This window comes from Frigoribacterium sp. Leaf8 (assembly GCF_001421165.1).
In the GTDB taxonomy this organism is placed as follows: domain Bacteria; phylum Actinomycetota; class Actinomycetes; order Actinomycetales; family Microbacteriaceae; genus Frigoribacterium.
The window spans coordinates 123098-139931 of record NZ_LMKB01000006.1 but is presented as its reverse complement, the minus strand read 5'-3'; the positions used below and the strand labels follow the sequence as shown (position 1 = coordinate 139931).

Annotated in this window: 15 protein-coding genes; 9 read left to right on the top strand and 6 right to left on the bottom strand. The window is 73.7% G+C overall.

The annotated features are described in order from the left end of the window. Positions 1-95: 95 nt before the first annotated feature. Both ASL10_RS12185 and ASL10_RS12180 read left to right on the top strand, forming a co-directional pair. The gene (locus tag ASL10_RS12185; RefSeq protein ID WP_056048284.1) at positions 96-695 is read left to right on the top strand and encodes a TetR/AcrR family transcriptional regulator; all 600 of its coding nucleotides are present in this window, start codon (positions 96-98) and stop codon (positions 693-695) included. A 68-nt stretch (positions 696-763) separates the two neighbouring features. After that, positions 764-2164: an NtaA/DmoA family FMN-dependent monooxygenase gene (locus ASL10_RS12180; RefSeq protein WP_056048281.1), complete on the top strand. Its 1401-nt coding sequence runs from the start codon at positions 764-766 to the stop codon at positions 2162-2164. Positions 2165-2284: 120 nt separating this feature from the next. Here the strand turns inward: ASL10_RS12180 and ASL10_RS16245 are convergent, their stop codons facing one another. After that, positions 2285-3022, bottom strand: coding sequence for an HAD family hydrolase (locus tag ASL10_RS16245; protein ID WP_056048278.1), 738 nt, complete (start codon positions 3020-3022; stop codon positions 2285-2287). A gap of 141 nt (positions 3023-3163) precedes the next feature. Between ASL10_RS16245 and ASL10_RS12170 the strand changes: the two genes are divergently transcribed. The 3 genes from ASL10_RS12170 to ASL10_RS16390 all read left to right on the top strand — a co-directional run bounded on the left by ASL10_RS12170 (position 3164) and on the right by ASL10_RS16390 (position 4694). After that, entirely contained in the window at positions 3164-3880 is a 717-nt protein-coding gene (locus ASL10_RS12170) for a general stress protein (protein WP_235452808.1), read from the top strand. Positions 3881-4008: 128 nt separating this feature from the next. Further along, positions 4009-4248, top strand: a complete 240-nt coding sequence (locus ASL10_RS12165; protein ID WP_056048275.1) for a hypothetical protein — start codon at positions 4009-4011, stop codon at positions 4246-4248. Beyond that, positions 4245-4694, top strand: coding sequence for a MarR family winged helix-turn-helix transcriptional regulator (locus ASL10_RS16390; protein ID WP_056048272.1), 450 nt, complete (start codon positions 4245-4247; stop codon positions 4692-4694). The genes ASL10_RS12165 and ASL10_RS16390 overlap by 4 nt, the downstream gene beginning before the upstream one ends. A gap of 21 nt (positions 4695-4715) precedes the next feature. Here ASL10_RS16390 and ASL10_RS16385 read toward each other — a convergent pair whose 3' ends face one another. Together ASL10_RS16385 and ASL10_RS12150 are read right to left on the bottom strand one after the other, a co-directional pair. After that, positions 4716-5027, bottom strand: a complete 312-nt coding sequence (locus ASL10_RS16385; RefSeq protein WP_056048270.1) for a hypothetical protein — start codon at positions 5025-5027, stop codon at positions 4716-4718. A gap of 176 nt (positions 5028-5203) precedes the next feature. Further along, a complete protein-coding gene (locus ASL10_RS12150) occupies positions 5204-5938 on the bottom strand; it encodes a FadR/GntR family transcriptional regulator (RefSeq protein ID WP_162234613.1) in 735 nt (244 codons plus the stop codon). Between the two features lie 212 nt (positions 5939-6150). Between ASL10_RS12150 and ASL10_RS12145 the strand changes: the two genes are divergently transcribed. The 3 genes from ASL10_RS12145 to ASL10_RS12135 all read left to right on the top strand — a co-directional run bounded on the left by ASL10_RS12145 (position 6151) and on the right by ASL10_RS12135 (position 9549). Continuing rightward, positions 6151-7542, top strand: a complete 1392-nt coding sequence (locus ASL10_RS12145; protein ID WP_056048264.1) for a GntP family permease — start codon at positions 6151-6153, stop codon at positions 7540-7542. Continuing rightward, the gene (locus ASL10_RS12140) at positions 7542-8135 is read left to right on the top strand and encodes a gluconokinase (protein ID WP_082452443.1); all 594 of its coding nucleotides are present in this window, start codon (positions 7542-7544) and stop codon (positions 8133-8135) included. Before ASL10_RS12145 ends, ASL10_RS12140 begins: the two co-directional genes overlap by 1 nt. A gap of 211 nt (positions 8136-8346) precedes the next feature. Continuing rightward, positions 8347-9549, top strand: a complete 1203-nt coding sequence (locus ASL10_RS12135) for an alcohol dehydrogenase catalytic domain-containing protein (RefSeq protein WP_235452805.1) — start codon at positions 8347-8349, stop codon at positions 9547-9549. Positions 9550-9632: 83 nt separating this feature from the next. Here the strand turns inward: ASL10_RS12135 and ASL10_RS12130 are convergent, their stop codons facing one another. The 3 genes from ASL10_RS12130 to ASL10_RS12120 form a co-directional block, all read right to left on the bottom strand. Then, positions 9633-10172, bottom strand: coding sequence for a GNAT family N-acetyltransferase (locus ASL10_RS12130; RefSeq protein WP_056048258.1), 540 nt, complete (start codon positions 10170-10172; stop codon positions 9633-9635). A 142-nt stretch (positions 10173-10314) separates the two neighbouring features. Continuing rightward, the gene (locus tag ASL10_RS12125; RefSeq protein WP_056048255.1) at positions 10315-15399 is read right to left on the bottom strand and encodes a glycoside hydrolase family 3 N-terminal domain-containing protein; all 5085 of its coding nucleotides are present in this window, start codon (positions 15397-15399) and stop codon (positions 10315-10317) included. A gap of 241 nt (positions 15400-15640) precedes the next feature. Further along, positions 15641-16138 carry a DUF4188 domain-containing protein gene (locus tag ASL10_RS12120; protein ID WP_056048252.1) on the bottom strand — a complete coding sequence of 166 codons (498 nt, stop codon included), beginning with the start codon at positions 16136-16138 and terminating at the stop codon, positions 15641-15643. Positions 16139-16211: 73 nt separating this feature from the next. Between ASL10_RS12120 and ASL10_RS12115 the strand changes: the two genes are divergently transcribed. Then, positions 16212-16820 (top strand): MerR family transcriptional regulator, encoded by a 609-nt coding sequence (locus tag ASL10_RS12115; protein ID WP_056048249.1) that lies wholly within the window; start codon positions 16212-16214, stop codon positions 16818-16820. Positions 16821-16834: the final 14 nt, after the last annotated feature.

Genomic DNA, 16834 nt, shown 5'->3' with positions numbered 1-16834 from the left:
GGTGAGGTGTCGAAAAGCTAGACCCGGACTGTTTCATCGTCGTTTCGGTCGTGTTGCCGTCGTCGCCGACCTCGCGAGACGTTAGTTTCGGGGTCATGGCCACGCGTGAGTCGTCCGACAAGAGGGCCGAACTGCTCGAGCGCGTCGTCGACCACGTGCTCGAGAACGGCGTCGGCCAGCTCACCCTGCGCGCCCTCGCGACGGCGGTCGGCTCGAACAACCGCATGCTGCTGTACTACTTCGGCAGCCGCGAAGAACTGGTCGTCACGGCGCTGCACGGGGCCGAACGGCGGTTCCCGGGCATCGTCGGGGTCGTGGACCACCTGGCCGGGCCGGACCTGCCGCTCGACCAGCGCCTCCTCGCCGTCTGGCGGACGGTGTCCGATCCCGTCAACCAGCCCTTCAACCGCCTGTTCTTCGAGGTGTTCGGCCTCGCGAGCTTCGATCGCGAGCGCTACGCCTCGCTGCTCGGCGACATCGGCTCCGAGTGGGTGGGTCAGGTGGCGGCCGCGTACCGCGCCGAGGGCGTCGAGGAGGCGCGGGCCGAGTCGCTCGCGCACGAGACGGTCGCGCTCTGGCGCGGTCTCCAGGCGACGCTGCTCAGCGCCGGGGCGAGCGCGGCCGTCGACCGCGCGGCCGTCGACGCGACCGCGGCGCTCGTCGCCCGCGTCCGCGCCGCCGCCGTCCCCGCCTGAGGGGAGCCCCGTGTTAAGACCTTGTTTCGGGGCTGGACTCTGGGTGAACCATCCGGTTCACTGACGGCATGAAGCAGATCCGTCTCGGTGTGTTCGAAGTCGCCGGCCCCCAGGTCGGCGGCACCCTCAGCTGGTCCCACCCGCGCAGCGACTCGCTCGGCTACCACGGGCTCGACCTGTGGATCGGCATGGCGAAGCTGCTCGACGCGGCCGGCTTCGACTTCCTGTTCTTCGCCGACGGGTTCGGCTACCCGTCGGTCGACGGCGACCTGCCCGAGACCGCGGCGCGCGGCGGCATCAACTTCCCCGGCATGGACCCGGCCCTGCTGATCCCGACCCTGGCCCGCGAGACCGAACGCCTCGGCTTCGTCGTCACCTCGTCGACCGGCCTCGACCACCCCGTGCAGTCGGCCCGCCGCTTCGCCACGCTCGACCACCTGACGGGCGGCCGCATCGGCTGGAACATCGTCACGGGCGCCTCGCAGAACACCGTCGCCGAGCTGTTCGGCCACGACCAGATGCGCGGTCACGACGCCCGCTACGACCAGGCCGACGAGTACGTCGACCTCGCGATGACGCTCTGGGAGGGCTGCTGGGAGGACGGCGCGTTCCGCGGTGACGCCGAGGCGGGCGTCCTCGCCGACCGAGACCGCATCCACCGGGTCGAGTTCGCCGGCGAGCACTTCCGGTCGTCCGGCTACTTCACGGTCGCCCCGTCGCCGCAGCGGACCCCCGTCCTGTTCCAGGCCGGCACGTCCGACCGGGGGCGCGCCTACGCCGCGCGCAACGCCGAGTGCGTCTTCGTGCAGGGCACGACGGTGCCGAAGACGGCCGCGAACGTCGCCGACATCCGCGCGAAGGCGGCCGCCCTCGGCCGCGACCCCGAGTCGGTCAAGATCATGGTCGGGCTGACCGTCACGGTGGCCCCGACCCACGACGAGGCCGTCGCGCTGCGGAAGGAGTTCGACGACCTCCAGACCGACGAGGTCGTCGCCGTCCTCTACGCGGGCAACACGGGCATCGACCTGCTCTCGCTCGACCCGTCCCGCGACCTGACGCAGCTGCAGGACGACGGAGGCCCCGTCGGGCAGATGGGTCAGAGCAACATCGACCGGTTCCTGCCGAAGGACGGTTCGCCGGCCCCGACCGTGCGCGAGATCCTCGACGACCTGCGAGGCAAGGGCACCCGGGGGCTCCAGCTGGTCGGCGACCCCGTGGAGGTCGCGGACGAGCTCGAGCGGCTCGTCGACGAGACCGACCTCGACGGTTTCCTGATCGAGCCGATCTTCGGCACGGCCGACCTGGCCGACTTCGCCGACCTCGTCGTGCCCGAACTGCGTCGCCGTGGCCGGATGCCGGCCGAGCCGGCCACGGGCACGCTGCGGGAGCAGATGCTCGGCCGTCCCGGCGCACACCTCTCGGCCGACCACCCGGGTGCCCGCTTCGCGGTGGTGCCGGCGACGGTCTGACGCCGGCCCGGACGCCGCCGACGCCGATCTCGCGACGGGTGGTGCGCCTCCTCGGGGGTCGTGTCCCGGAGGCGCAGGGCGCTCAGGACGCCCGGCTGGTCGGGGGAGGCGCGGCTCCGCTCAGGAGGCGCGTCCCGCCCAGGCGCGGATCGCCGGGTACAGCTCGGGCAGCGTCCCCGCGCGATGCGTCGGCCGGGCGTCCGCGGAGGGGAACCGCTCGACCAACGCGGTCGGCGAACCCTGGGCGGCGGCCGGTTCGAGGTCGTTCGGCCAGATGTCGCCCACGCTGAGCAGACGGTCGGGGCGGCCGGCGAGACCCGCGTCGGCGCGGAGCCGGTCGAGAACGGCGGGCAGCCCGGACGGTTTGCGCGCGTCGGTGACGATCTCGTCGACGCGGTCGGCGAGGCCCAGTCGTTCGAGGGGCTGGACGACGCCGTGCTCGGGGGAGTTCGTCACGAGCACGACGTGCACGCCGTCGGGCAGCGAGTCGAGCAGTTCGGCGAGTCCGTCCGGCGCCTCGATCTCGAGGCGGCCGTCCGCGAGGGCCGCCCGGGCCCCGGCGTACGCGGCCGAGCGGGCCGCGTCGGCGACGCCGAGGGCGCGCGAGACCCGCTCGGCGACGACGTACCCGTCGGGCGATCCGTCGGCCTCGGCCAGGGCGGCCTCCACCCCGGCGGGTTCGTCGGCGAGCGGGCTGCCGACGAACCGGGCCAGCGCCGCTTCGACCAGCCGGGGTGGGTGCCGCTCGTCGGTCGCCGCGAGGGCCTCGTCCAGGAGGCGCGCGTAGGTCAGGACGGCGCCGTCGCCCAGGCAGACGGTCCCGTCGAAGTCGAGCACGAGGACGTGGGTGGTGGTCATCCGTCGATCCTGCCCCACCCGCCGACATCGGAGTGTGGGAGGGGCCGTGGCGCGGCCGGTGGGACTGGGAGCGCGCCAAGGAATGCTGTGGGCCGTCTGTGCATTCCCTCCGCGTCGACGCGGGCGCGATAGAACGGGAGCATGAGCAACGAGCAGGACACCACGCCCACCCCCGACGACCGCCCCCGCCCCGCGTACGGCGAGTACGCACCGCAGTCCGCCGGACAGCAGCCGGCAGGCGACCAGGGTCAGCAGGCCGGGCAGGCCCCGGGCCCGTCGGGCACGGTGCCGGGTCAGGGCGACCAGTCGGGCGCGCCGTACGGCCAGCCCGGCTACGGCCAGACCGGGCCGCAGGCCACGCCGACGACGGGCACCCCGGGCCCCGGCGGCATCGGCGCCTTCGCGGGTGCGGGCTACCCCCAGGTGCTCGCGTCGTTCACGAAGTACGAGGACGCCCAGTCGGCCGTCGACCTCTTGTCGGACGAGGGCTTCCCCGTCGAGAGCGTGTCGATCGTCGGGCATGACATCCGGACCGTCGAGAACGTGTCGGGTCGGTTGACCTCGGGCAAGGCCGCGGGACGCGGTGCCGGTGGCGGAGCGTGGTTCGGCCTGCTGCTCGGCTTGCTCTTCGGCATCTTCGCCCCGTCGGGTGCCTGGATCGGCGTGCTGCTCGTCGCCGTCGGCCTCGGTGCGCTGTGGGGAGCGCTGTGGGGCTTCGTCGGCCACAAGATGCTGCGTGGTCGTCGCGACTTCTCGTCGGTCCGCACCATGGAGGCCGGCCGGTACGAGGTGCTGGTCCGTGGTGAACTCGCCGCCCGGGCGCACCAGACGCTGGCGCAGGGTCGCAAGGTCGCCTGAGCGACGCCACCCGCGCCTCCTCGGTTCCGCCGTTCCGCGCCCGCCCCGTTCGTCGGGGCGGGCGCGGTCGCGTCTCCGTCCGCCGTGGCCCTGTCGTTGGGGCACCAATCGTTGGTAGACTAACCATCATGACGAGACCCGAGCGGCACCACGACCACGGCAGCAGGTTCGGCGACCTGGTCGAGCGCATGAACGCCCGACTGCGTCCCTACATCGGCGGCGCGCAGCTGGGATTGAAGAACGAGGCGCCGGCGGTGGCCCCCCAGCACGGTGGCACCTGCCCGCTCTGCGGCGCCCCGATGGACGAGCACGTCGTCGACCGCACGGGCGTCCGCACCATGGTGCACTGCCCGGCGCCGCGGGCATGAGCGCCGCCGGCGCCGATCCGCTCGAACTCGAGAGCCAGATCTGCTTCGCGCTCTCGGTCGCCTCGCGGGGCGTCGTGGCGGCCTACCGTCCGGTGCTCGAGCCGCTCGGGCTGACGCACCCGCAGTACCTCGTCATGCTGGCCCTCTGGCAGCACGCACCGCTGTCGGGTCGTGAGCTCAGTCGTCTGCTGCGGCTCGACCCGGGCACGCTCAGTCCGCTGCTCAAGCGGCTCGAGGCCCAGGGCATGCTCACCCGAGCGCGCCGGGCCGACGATGAGCGCGCGCTGTCGATCGAGCTGACCCCGGCCGGTGCCGCGTCGAGGCGTGAGGCCGAGAGCATCCCCGCCCGCATGATGGCGCGGCTCGGGGTGACGCCCGACGAGCTCGTCGTGCTGCACCGCACGATGACGAAGCTGATCGCGGCCGCCGACGCCGAGGGCGACTGACCCCCTCGGCTCCGCCGTGCCTCAGCGCAGCGGCGCGGGGACGCTCGCCGAGCGCGACCACACGACGTCGACGGTGCGCCCGAGGACGCGGGTCGCGATCTCGCCCGCCAACGCCTCGCGGAAGTGCGACGCGGCCCGCTCGTCCGAGACCACGACGTCGACCCGCAGACCCGCGAGCTCGTCGGTCACCAGGGCGGGACCGTCGGCGAAGCGCACGAGGTACTGGTGGTCCGTGACGGGGACGTTCTCGTAGTGGTCGCGGAGGCTCTTCTCGAGCAGGCGGACCGAGTGGATTCCGTCCTTCGGCTTGACGAGGGCGCTGAGCGAGATCATGCGTCGATGCTCCACCCCGGGGGCGACCGGTGCGTGAACAGGACGTGACGGGCGCCTGTGCGTCCACCGCGCCTCCTCGGTGGGTCGGCCGTACGCGCCGACCGCACGGCCGGGACCGGGCGGGAGGCTGTGGCCGAGCAACGGCCACGGCCGGGCGGGCAGGCGGTCGGGGCCGATCAGGCGGCGGGGGAGCCGCCCGACTCGGCCACGAACTCGTCGACGGTCGTGTCGATCAGCCGCCACGAGCGGGAGAAGGCCTCGTCGGCGTCGCCGGCCCGGATCGCGAGGGCGAGGTCGAGGTGCAGTCCGGCCGCCGCGGGCGTGTACTCGGTGATGGTGAAGCGGCGTTCTTCGGTCCGGGTGCGCAGCAGGGCCTCGACGGTGGACGCGAAGTGGCCGATGACGTCGTTGCCCGAGCCCCGCAGCACGGCGGTGTGGAACGCGACGTCGGCCTCGAGGTAGGCGCGGCCGTCACCGGACGCGGCGGCGGCGACCATGGTGCGGGCGGCGTCCTCGACGGCGGAGGCCTGATCGGGGGTGAAGGCGAGCGCGCTCAGTCGGGCCGCGACCGGCTCGAGCCCGAGCCGCAGCTCGAGCAGTTCGCGCATCTGGACGAAGTACTCGGGACTGCGACCGCGCCAGAGGATGATCTGCGGGTTCATGAGATCCCACGAGGTGCGGGGGAGCACCTGCGTGCCGATGCGCTGACGCGGCTCGACCATGCCGAGCGACTGCAGCACGCGCAGGGCCTCGCGCAGCACCGACCGGGACACCGTGAAGCGGACGGCCAGGTCGTCGAGGTTCAGGATGGAGCCCACGGCCAGTCGACCGTCGACGATCTCGCTTCCGAGGACGTCGACCACCCGGGCGTGCAGGCCGCGTTCTCGTGATGCTGCGAGGCCGGGGGTCATCGACGACTCCTTGATCGAGGGGGGTGGGCAGGCGGGTGGCGGGGTGGTGCCGACTGTGGCACACTCCATAAGTCTGATTATTCACACTAATCAGATTCGTTCGTGGGACAAGACTGCCAGACATCCGTCCGGCGCCGACGGACGACAACCCCCCGGGCTCCGGCCCACGACGAAGAGGTCGCAGTGAAGCGTCCTCGGAAGGACGCGACGGAATGCACCTCCTCGCAGCGGCCACGGCCGCCCCCACGCCCTCGGGCACCGACGCGCAGTTGATCATCGCGGCCCTCGTGGGCATCGTCGTGATCGTCGGCCTCATCACCTGGCTCAAGGTCCACCCCTTCCTGGCGCTGCTGCTCGGCGCCGTCGGGGTCGGCATCGGCGCCGGCCTCGCCCCGGGCGACGCCGTCACGAGCTTCGGCACGGGCTTCGGATCGACCATGACGAGCGTCGGCATCCTGATCGGGCTCGGCGCGATGTTCGGCAAGCTGCTCAGCGACTCGGGCGGAGCGGACCGCATCGTCGACACCCTCATCTCGCGCTCGTCGCAGAAGGCGCTGCCCTGGGTGATGGCCCTGATCGGCGCGCTGATCGGCCTGCCGATGTTCTTCGAGGTCGGCCTCGTGCTGCTGATCCCCGTGATCGTGCTCGTCGCCCGCCGGTCGGGCCTGCCGCTCATGCGCATCGCGATCCCGGCGCTCGCCGGCCTCTCGGCGATGCACGCCCTCGTGCCCCCGCACCCCGGCCCGCTGCTCGCCGTCTCGACCGTGGGCGCCGACCTCGGCCTGACGCTCGGCCTCGGCGTGCTCGTCGCGATCCCCACGGTGATCGTCGCCGGCCCGCTGTTCTCGACGCTCGCCGCCAAGTGGGCGCCCGTGCCGGTCCCCGACCTCTTCGTCTCGAAGGAAGAGGACGGCGGCGAGGGCTCGGCCCGCAGGCGCCCGAGCTTCGTCAACGCCCTGATCGGCATCCTGTTGCCCGTCGTGCTCATGCTCGCGCGCTCGATCCGCGAGGCGGCGCTGCCCACGGCGACCGGCTCCTGGGTCGACCTGCTCGAGTTCCTCGGGACGCCGATGGTCGCGTTGACCGTCGCCGTGCTCTACGCGATGGTCTTCTACGCCCGCGCCGGGGGCATGGACAAGGCCGCCGTGTCGAAGACGCTCGGTTCGTCGCTGCCCGACGTCGCCGGCATCCTGCTCATCGTCGGCGCCGGTGGCGGGTTCAAGCAGGTCCTGATCGACACGGGCATCGGGACCGTGATCGGTGACGCGGTGTCGGAGTCGGGCGTGAGCGTCCTGCTCGTCGCCTGGGTGGTCGCGGCGCTCGTCCGCGTCGCCACCGGGTCGGCCACCGTCGCCACGGTCACGGCCGCCGGCATCATGGCCCCGCTCGCCGCCGACATGTCGACCCCCGAGGCGTCGTTGCTGGTGCTCGCCATCGGTGCGGGCTCGGTCTTCCTGTCGCACGTGAACGACGCCGGCTTCTGGCTGATCAAGGAGTACCTCGGCACCACGGTCGGCCAGAACTTCAGGACCTGGAGCCTGATGGAGTGCGTCCTCAGCCTCACGGCCCTCGCCGGGGTCATGCTCGCGAGCGTGTTCATCTGATGACCGTCCTCGAGAACGCGGACCGCGCCTCCTCGGCTGCCGCGCCGGATGCGGGAGGCGCGGTGCCGGCGGGCGGTCCGTACGCCGCCGACCCCGTGCTCGTCGTCATGGGCGTGTCGGGTTCGGGCAAGTCGACCGTCGCGGCCCTGCTCGCCGAGCGGCTCGGCTGGGACTCGTACGAGGGCGACGACCTGCATCCCGACGAGAACGTCGAGAAGATGGCGGCCGGCACCCCGCTCGACGACGACGACCGGGCACCCTGGCTCGACACGGTCTCGTCCTGGATCGTCGAACACGCCCTGGCGGGTGTGCCCGGCGTGATCACCTGCTCGGCACTGAAACGGAAGTACCGCGACGTGCTGCGCGAGCACAACGTCGTCTTCGTCTACCTGCGCGGCAGCCGCGACCTGCTCGGCGACCGCATGGCCGCCCGCGAGGGCCACTTCATGCCGACCGCCCTGCTCGACTCGCAGGTCGCGACGCTCGAACCGCCCGAGGCCGACGAGCGGCACGTCGTGGTCGACGCCGGCCGGTCGCCCGAGGACGAGGCCGACGACGTGATCCGGGCGCTGGGGCTGACGCCGGTCGCCTGACCCGGGCCGCGCCTCCGTCGCTCCTGCCGGTGCTCGTGACCGGGGCCCGAGTGGGCAGGAGATGCTGGTCACGGGGTGGGCGACGGCATCTTCCGTCCACTCGACGGTGCGGCGCGTTCACCGGGTGGACGCCCGCCGTTCGCCGGACCGCCACCCGCCCTGCCTAGGGTCGTGGCGTGCGCGGGAGGCCGGGTGCGAGGGGTGGGGGACGATGTCGAGGGCGACGCAGGCGGGGCGGCCGCGGGTCGACCCGATGCGTCCCGTGCTCGATGGCCACGACGTGTGCCTCGACCCGCCGGCGTCGGCACAGGTCTGGCTCGGCACCGGGGTCGGAAGCGGACACGGCTTCAGCGAGATCGCCGTGCCGGGGGTGCGCCTCGCGCGCGGGGACGCCCTGGTCGCCGTCGAGCTCACGGCCGTCCGCCTCGACGTGGTGCGCTCCCTCGGCGATCGGGGGGCGGCGTGCCTGCCCGTGGTGCCGGGCGGCTCGGCGGTCGGGCAGGTCGTCGAGGCCGACGAGCACGCCCGCGCCCACGACGGCCGACGGCTGCGGCCCGGCATGCGCGTCGTCTGGTCCGGCACCGTGGCGTGCGGTCGGTGCGTCCCGTGTCATCGGGGTCTGACCTCGGCCTGCGTGTCGGGGGAGCGGTACGGCGAGGAGCGCACGCGGCGCAGCTGGCAGTTGTCCGGCACGGTCGCGAGCCACGTGCACCTGCGCCGGGGGACCACCATGGTGGTCGTCGCCGACGACGTGCCCGCGGCCGTGCTCGCCCCGGTGGCGGGCGTGACCGCGACGGCCGCGGAGGTGCTGCACCGCGCCTCCTCGGTGCTCGGACTCTCGGGGGTGCCGTCACTCGCGGGCCAGGTCGTCGTCGTGTCGGGGGCGGGTGCCGTCGGACTGGTCGCGACGGCGATGGCCACGGACGCCGGGGCGCGCGTCGTGGTCGTCGACCCCGAGGAGGTGCGGCGCGAGCGGTCGCGCGCGTTCGGCGCCGTCGCCGTGGCCGACCCCGGGGCGGAGACCGGGCCGCACGCCCTGTCTCGCGTGCTCGCGTCGGTCGACCGGTCGGGGCGTCACCGCACGGTGGGGCTCGCCTTCGACGGGGTCGCGGCGGCGTCGGCCCTGGTCGAGCGGGTGGCCGTCGGGGGAGTCGTGGTGCTGGCGGGGGCGGCAGCGCGCGGCGGGGAGGTCGGCGTGAGCGGTGCCCGGCTGGTCGAGGGGCTCGTCACGGTCGGCGGCGTGCGCGACGCGGAGCCGGAGCGGCTCGACTCGTCCGTGGCGTGGGCGACCGAGGCGTGGCGGCGGTGGCCGCTGGGGTCGCTCGTGGGCGGGACGATCCCGCTGGCGGAGGTGGGCACGGTGCTCGCCGCGGCGGACGTGGACGACCGCCTGGTCGGGGTCGAGCCCGGGTAGGCCACAGGGTGGGGCCGGTCGCGTCTCGCGTGCCCCCTGCCTCGGCGGTCCGTCGCCCGGAGCGGCGTCGCCGGTGGCGCGGGTCAGGAGGCGCGGCTCAGGCGGTACAGCACGTGCGGTCGGAGAGCGTGGCCCGGCGGGAGGGCGGGGTGCTCGAAGTCGTCGGCGGGGTCGTGCGTCATGCCGAGGCGGCGCATCACGCGGCGGGACGGTTCGTTGGTCGCCGTCGTGAAGCTGACCAGGGCGGGCAGGTCGGCGCCGGCCGGGTCGAACGCGAACCGGACGACCTCCCGGGCGGCCTCGGTGGCGACGCCCTGACCCCAGGCCTCGCGGGCGAGTCGCCACCCGATCTCGACCTGCCCCACGAGCGCGGGGTCGAACGAGGGACGGGACAGCCCGACGAAGCCGACGAACGCACCCGAGTCGCGACGCTCGACGGCCCACAGCCCGAAGCCGTCCGCCTCGATCGCGGCGTCGAGCCGGTCGACCAGGGCGTCGCTCTCGGCACGGGTGCGGGTCGAGGGGAAGTACCTCATCACCTCGGGGTCGGCGTTGAGGGCCGTGAACGGCGCACGGTCGGACTCGTGCCAGCGGCGCAGCAGCAGGCGGTCGGTGGTGAGCACCCCGTGACGCTAGCAGCGGCTGCGCTCAGGTGACGCAGCGCCGATGCGACGACGAACCCCGTTCCGAACGATGCACCCGGAGGAAGCGGGGTGCGTCGTTCGACACGGGGTTCGTGGGGGAGGCGCGGTGCGGCGGGGCCCGTCAGCCGCGGTCGCGAGGCCGACGCAGCCGCAGGGCGACCCCGAGCGCCACGATCAGGAACGCCGCGAGGGCGATGCCGATCCACTCGCCCGAGCCGGTCCAGGCGAGCCCGACCGGCGACGCCACGACGGTGCCGCCCGAGCCCGAGCCCGAGCCCGTGCCCGACCCGCCGCCACCCGGCGTGCCCGGCGTGCCCGTGCCCGGCGTCCCGCCACCCGGCGTCCCCGGGTCGCCCGGCACCGCCGCGGCGAGCACCGTCAGGGTGGCCCGGGCGATCTGTCCCGTCCCCTCGAGCTCGACGACGTGCGTCCCGGGTTCGAGGTCGGCCGGCACGACGAACCGCAGCACGCCGACCCCGGCCGCCGTGGCCGTCGTGGCACCGATCGACTGCGGCTCCGAGAACACGGTGCCCGCGAGGTCCTCCCCGGCGACGAACCCGGTCGCCGTGATCGACACCGTGTCGCCCGGGCGGGCGGTCGCGGGGTCGAGCGTGCCGGGCACGACGACCTTCGTCGGCTCGACGACGTCCAGGTCGATACCGAGCACCGTCGCGAACCCGGCCAGCGCCACGTCCGGCAGACCGCGCTGCAGCGCGTTCTCGGCGTCGGCCGTCAGGGCCGCCGACCCGTCGACCGCCGTGCCGTCCACCATCGCCTGCTGGGCGAGGTCGCGGGCGACCGACACGAGGGCGTCCGCCGTGGACATCGCACCGAGGTCGGTCCCGCCGACCGGGGCGACGGCGGCGAGCAGGAGGCGCAGCGCGGCGGCGGCGTCCGTCACGGCACCGTCGCCGTCCCACACGTCGGCGTCGAGCACGGCCTGCACCGCCGCTCGGGAGGCGCCCTCGGGCAGGGAGGCGACCAGCGCCTCCAGACGCTCGCGGGCACCGTCGGTGCGCAGGCCCCAGCCGTACGGGTAGAGCGGCTCGTAGTCGGCGTCGCCCACGTTGATCGGCACCTGGTCGGCACGGGCCGCCCAGGTCACGGGCAGGCGCCCGGTGAACGGTCGATCGCCGAACAGCACGTCGGCGACGCCGGCGCCCTCGGAGCCCGGCAGCGACGACGCGACGACCGCGTCCGCGACGCTCACGACGTCGCCGAGCAGTTGCGGTCGGCCCGAGACCACGAGCACCACGCACGATGCGGCAGCGGCGCAGACCGTGTCGACGATCGCCTGGTCGGAGGCCGTCAGCGACAGGCTCGAGCCGTTGTTCGGCACGTCGCCCTGACCCTCGGCGTACGGACGCTCGCCGACCACGACGACACCGGTCTGACCGGCGCCGATCGGTGCCGAGGCGTCGGGGCTGAGGGTGACCGAAGCGCCGGGAGCGACCTCACGGATGCCCTCGGCGATGCTCGTGCCCGTCGTCGTGTCGCCCGATCCGCCCTGCCAGCTGATCGTCCAGCCGCCCATCTGGCGGCCGAGGTCGTCCGCGCTGGAGCCGGCCACGTACAGGTCGGCGTCCGCGGCCAACGGCAGCGCGCCTCCGGCGTTCTTCAGCAGCACCTGCGACTCGCCGGCGGCCTGACGGGCGACGGCGCGGTTCTCGGCCGAGCCGACGCCGTCGACGTTGGTGCGGTCGGCGAACGGCTGCTCGAACAGGTTGAGGTCGAACTTCTGCGTGAGGATGCGACGCACGGCGTCGTCGACCCGCGACTCGGCCACGTCACCGGAGCGGACGGCCGCCACGATCGCGTCGATGAACGCGCCGTAGTTGTACGGCGCCATCGCCATGTCGAGCCCGGCGTTCACCGAGCGCACGGCCTTGTCGGCGTAGCTGCCGCCGGGCAGCTTGTCGATGCCCTCCCAGTCGCTGATCAGGAAGCCCTGGAACCCCAGGTCGCCCTTCAACAGATCGTCGTTCAGTGCCGCGTTCTCGTGCATGCGCACGGGCCCGTCGCCCAGGTCGACCGCCGAGTACGACGGCATGATCGTGCCCACGCCCGCCTCGAGTGCCGGCAGGTACGGGTCGACGTGCAGCCGGGTGAAGTCCTCGAGCGAGTCGGCGTGCGTGACGCCCTGGTCGATCGGGTACGCACCCGTGCCGGCCACGGATTCGTCGTAGCTCGTGCCGCCGTCTCCGGCCCAGTGCTTGGCCGTGGCCAGCACCTCGTCGGCGCCGCCGATGTCGGTCGGGTCCTCACCCTGCAGGCCGATCACCGACGGGGCGGCGAAGGTGCGAACCAGGTCGGGGTCCTCGCCGAACGACTCGTAGCTGCGGCCCCACCGCTCGTCGCGGGACACGCAGAGGCAGGGGGCGAAGGTCCACGGCACGCCCGTCGCGCGCACCTCGGTCGCCGTGACCTCGGCGATCCGCTCGACGAGGGCCGGGTCGCGGGTCGCGCCGAGGCCGGTGTTGTGCGGGAAGATCGTCGCGCCCACCACGTTGCTGTGGCCGTGGACGGCGTCCACGCCGTAGACCATCGGGATCTGCAGGCGAGTCGACAGCGCCTCGCGCTGGTACGCGTCGACCATGTCGGCCCAGGCCACCGCGGTGTTGCCCTCGGGCACCGAGCCGCCACCGCTCAGCAGCGAGCCGAGCGCGCGTCCGCTGACGTCCTGCGGCGACGACAGGCCGAGCCGCTCGGCCTGCGCCATCTGGCCCACCTTCTCGTCGAGCGTCATGCGGCCGAGCAGGTCGGCGACGCGGTCGGCCGTCGGCAGCGACGGGTCGAGGTACGGCAGGTCGTGCGCGCCGATCACGACGCGCGGACCGTCACCGACCTTCGCCGTGGTCGAGGCCAGCGTGACCGCGAACTCCTTCGACTCGGCGGCCCCCGAGGAGGCGCGGGTCGACACGGTCACGGGTTGCGCCGTCCCCGAGGCGGTCCCCGCCGCGAAGGTCACGGTGCCCGAGGCCGCGTCGTAGTCGGTGCCCTCGACGGCCGTGCCGTCGGCGGTCGACCAGTCGACCGACACGTCCGACGCCAACGGCTCGTCGCCCGCCGTCGTCACGGTCAGCGGGATCTCGACCGAGCCGCCGGCGTCCACCAGGTAGACGTCCTGCGACGGGTCGACCGTGACGGACGCGGCGCTCGCCGGGGTGCCGTAGAGCTGCGTGTCGTCGAGGGCGTAGCCGACCGGGGCGGGCGTGCCCGGGGTGAAGGTGAACGAGTAGCCGAACGCGCTCGTCAGGTCGAGGGTGCCGTTCGTCGTCGCGGCGTCACCCGGCTGGTAGCCGGACGGCGTGAACGCCGAGAAGGGCAGCTCGACGAGCTTCCAGCGGTTGGTGCTGCTGCCCCAGTTGTCCTTGAAGGTCGTCGCCCACAGCTCGCTGGTCTCGGCGCTGTCGCCGCCGGCCGGGTCGCCGTCCTTGAGCTCGACCTTGATGTCGGCGCCCGCCGTCGGGGAGGCCGGGTTGTTCGCCTGCGAGGCGTACCACCAGAAGCGCAGGCCCTGGTAGCTCGACCAGTCCTGGCTGTCGGCGAGGTTGTGGCTGAGGCCGCCGTAGCCGCCGGCCGGGATCGACGAGGTGCCGCTCAGCACGTGGTTGTCGGCGCGGCCGTCGCGCTCCTGCACGGTGACGTCGCGGCTGATGGTGGGCTCGAGCGGCGCGGGTGAACCCCAGGTGAAGAAGCCGAGCGGGTCGGCCGTCGTGCCGAGCGGGACGTCGCCTTCGAAGTCCTCGATCATCGTCGCGCGCTCGAAGAGGGCGACGTCGTCGACCTGCCAGGTGCCCGCGCCGAGGCCGGTCAGGGTCACGGCGAAGCCGGTCGACGCCGACGGGTCGAAGCGCAGGTCGCTGGACGGCTGGCCCTTCTGACGGAGGTCGGCGAACAGCACGCTGACCTGCTTCCAGTCCGCGCTGTCGTCGACGACGGTCTGCTCGAAGAGGGCGCCGTCGCCGTTCTTCAGCTCGTAGCGCAGGGGCAGGCCCGAGGCGGCGCCCTTGAACCAGAACGAGAAGCCGTCGTGGTCGCTCCAGTCCGTGGCGGGGACGTCGTGCGAGAAGCCGAACCAGCTCTCGGCGGTGGTCGGGCCGACGACGGTGACGCGCAGGGCCTGGACGCCGGTCGCTCCCTCGCGCTGCGCCTCCCCGGTCTCGAGGGTCGGGGTGACGGCAGGGCTCTGGCCCCAGCCGAAGTAGCCGCTCGGCACGCCGCCCTCGAAGTCGTCGAGCACCGTGGTCGCGCCGACGTTCGGCAGGGTGCCCGTCGGGGTGAGCGCCACGGTGAGCGTGGCCCGCGTGCCGACGACCGTCGGGTCGCTCGGCTCGGACGCGGTCAGCTCGATCGACCTGCGGGGCGTGAGGGCGCCCGTCGAGGTCGTGACGAGGTCCACGGAGGCGCTGGTCTCGCCGGGCGCGAACGTGACGGTCTCGTCGAGCGCCGTGTAGTCGGTGCCCGCCACCGCCGTGCCGCCGGTGGAGCGCACCCGGACGGTGACCGGCTCGTCGCTCGGACCGGTCAAGCTGAGGCCCGCGGTCAGGGTCTGGCCGGCCGCGACGGTCGCGGTCGACCGGTCGAAGGTGACCGAGCGCGTCTCGGCCTCACCGAAGACCTGCAGGCCGAAGGCCGAGTAGCCGTAGAAGTGGGGGCGCGCCGGGTCCCAGGTCGCAGCCGACCGGTGCAGCATGCTGACGCGCACGTACCGGGCCTCGGTGGGCGTCGACAGGGTCACGTCGTCGCGGCCGCCGTCGCTCGCGACGGTCTGCGCGGTGGTCCAGCTCGCCGGCAGGGTCGGGTCGCCCGACGTGACGTCGACCGTGTAGTCGGTCGCGTACGAGGCCTCCCAGTCGAGGCCGATCGCGTCGACGCGGGCGGTGCCGCCGAGGTCGACGATCACCGACGCGGTGAACTCGACGTCCTCGTCGGGCCCGTTGCCGCTCGCCCAGCGGGTCGCCGGATCGCCGTCGATCAGGGCCTCGGCCGGGAACGTGCCGTCGCCGTCGGCCTGGCTCGCCGAGGCGGTCACCGTGCCGAAGCGGGCGAGGTCGACCGGTGCGGCCTGCGCGGCGATCGCGGGCAGGCCGCTGAGCAGCAGCGCCGCGGCGGCGGTCCCGGCGGCGAGCGCGAGACCGCGACGCGGACGGCGCGGGGCTCGCGACCGAGGGGTCGAGGAAGAGCGGGCAGGGGCAGCGGACACGATTACTCCCTTGTAATCACGGCTGTCTCACGACAGAGCTGGAGCCACCCCCGAACGAGGGCGGCTCACGTCTGGCTCATCGTAGGGTCACAGGCGACTCGAGGGCAATGGGGCCCGTGGGGGCTTGACGCGACCGGCCGACAGCGCACCGCGTCCCGTGCACGGCACCTCGTCTCGACCGGGTGCGGTGCACGACACGCGGTGCGGTGACGGACGCGGCGCGGCGGGGCGGCACGCGGCGTCAGGCCGACGCGGTGCCGGGGGTCCGGCCGCTCGCGGCCCGGGCCCGCGCGGTGTCGCTGCGCGGACCGACCGGCACCGACCTGGTCGCCCGGGCCAGCCCCGACGGCGCCATGCCGACGTACATGCTCTCGGCGCGCTCGACCACGAAGGTCTCGTGCCAGATGCCGACGGCCCCCGGGGCCGTGCGTGCCCGACGGTTGAACGCCATCCAGGCCGGCCGGTGCGCCTGCTGCGGCGAGCTGGCATAGGCGTAGAGCTTCTCGAGCGAGGTCCAGTACTGCACGAGCACCGGCCCGCCACGTCCGAGCGTCAGCCTCATGCCCGCGAGCCCGCTCTCGGGATCACGGAACAACTCGGTGAGCATCGGTCCCATCGCCGCGAACACCGGCCCCCACTGGTCGGGCCGCCACCAGCGGTTGACGGTCATGCCGATCAGGAAGACGACGAGTTCGCCGTCGTGCTCGTGCGTGGTGCGGCCCGGGTTGACTCTCGACATGATGTCTCCTTAGATGGATAGTGGCGCTCTCCAATATTGGAGAGTCGCGCTATCCAATGTCAAGGGGCAGTCCGTGCGCATCTCCCAGCTCGCCGAGACGACCGGGGTGCCGGTCGCCACGATCAAGTACTACCTGCGCGAGGGGCTGCTGCCCGAGGGCGAGCGCACCAGCGCCACCCAGGCCCGGTACGGGGACGACCACGTGCGCCGCCTGCGGCTCGTCCGGGCGTTGCTCGGCGCGGGCGGGCTCAGCGTCGCCGGCGCGCGCGCCGTCCTCGGGCAGCTCGACGGTGAGCACGAGACGGTCGCCGAGGTGCTCGGCGTCGCCCAGTCGGCCGTCACGACGACGGCCCCCGAGGGCGTCGACCTGTCGCGGGCCGAAGCGCTCGTGGCCGGGTGGGGGTGGACGATCGATCCGGGGTCGGCCGACGTGCTCGCCGCCCTCGAGGTCGCGGTCGACGGACTCGAGGCCGCAGGGTTCGAGCTGCCCGACGCGACGCTCGACGGCTACGCGCGGTCGATGGCCGAGGTCGCCGAGGCCGAGATCGCGGGCATCCCGGTCGATTCGGTGGACGCCGCGGTGCAGTACGTCGTGCTCGGCACCGTGTTGGTCGAGCCGCTCCTGCTCGCCCTGCGCCGCCTGGCCCAGCAGGACGCGTCCTGGCGCCGCTTCGGGCCCTGACGCCGCGCCTCCTG

Coding starts and splice junctions, on each gene's coding strand:
- ASL10_RS12185 (WP_056048284.1), top strand. CDS start 96: ATGGCCACGCGTGAGTCGTCCGACAAGAGGGCCGAACTGCTCGAGCGC.
- ASL10_RS12180 (WP_056048281.1), top strand. CDS start 764: ATGAAGCAGATCCGTCTCGGTGTGTTCGAAGTCGCCGGCCCCCAGGTC.
- ASL10_RS16245 (WP_056048278.1), bottom strand. CDS start 3,022: ATGACCACCACCCACGTCCTCGTGCTCGACTTCGACGGGACCGTCTGC.
- ASL10_RS12170 (WP_235452808.1), top strand. CDS start 3,164: ATGAGCAACGAGCAGGACACCACGCCCACCCCCGACGACCGCCCCCGC.
- ASL10_RS12165 (WP_056048275.1), top strand. CDS start 4,009: ATGACGAGACCCGAGCGGCACCACGACCACGGCAGCAGGTTCGGCGAC.
- ASL10_RS16390 (WP_056048272.1), top strand. CDS start 4,245: ATGAGCGCCGCCGGCGCCGATCCGCTCGAACTCGAGAGCCAGATCTGC.
- ASL10_RS16385 (WP_056048270.1), bottom strand. CDS start 5,027: ATGATCTCGCTCAGCGCCCTCGTCAAGCCGAAGGACGGAATCCACTCG.
- ASL10_RS12150 (WP_162234613.1), bottom strand. CDS start 5,938: ATGACCCCCGGCCTCGCAGCATCACGAGAACGCGGCCTGCACGCCCGG.
- ASL10_RS12145 (WP_056048264.1), top strand. CDS start 6,151: ATGCACCTCCTCGCAGCGGCCACGGCCGCCCCCACGCCCTCGGGCACC.
- ASL10_RS12140 (WP_082452443.1), top strand. CDS start 7,542: ATGACCGTCCTCGAGAACGCGGACCGCGCCTCCTCGGCTGCCGCGCCG.
- ASL10_RS12135 (WP_235452805.1), top strand. CDS start 8,347: ATGTCGAGGGCGACGCAGGCGGGGCGGCCGCGGGTCGACCCGATGCGT.
- ASL10_RS12120 (WP_056048252.1), bottom strand. CDS start 16,138: ATGTCGAGAGTCAACCCGGGCCGCACCACGCACGAGCACGACGGCGAA.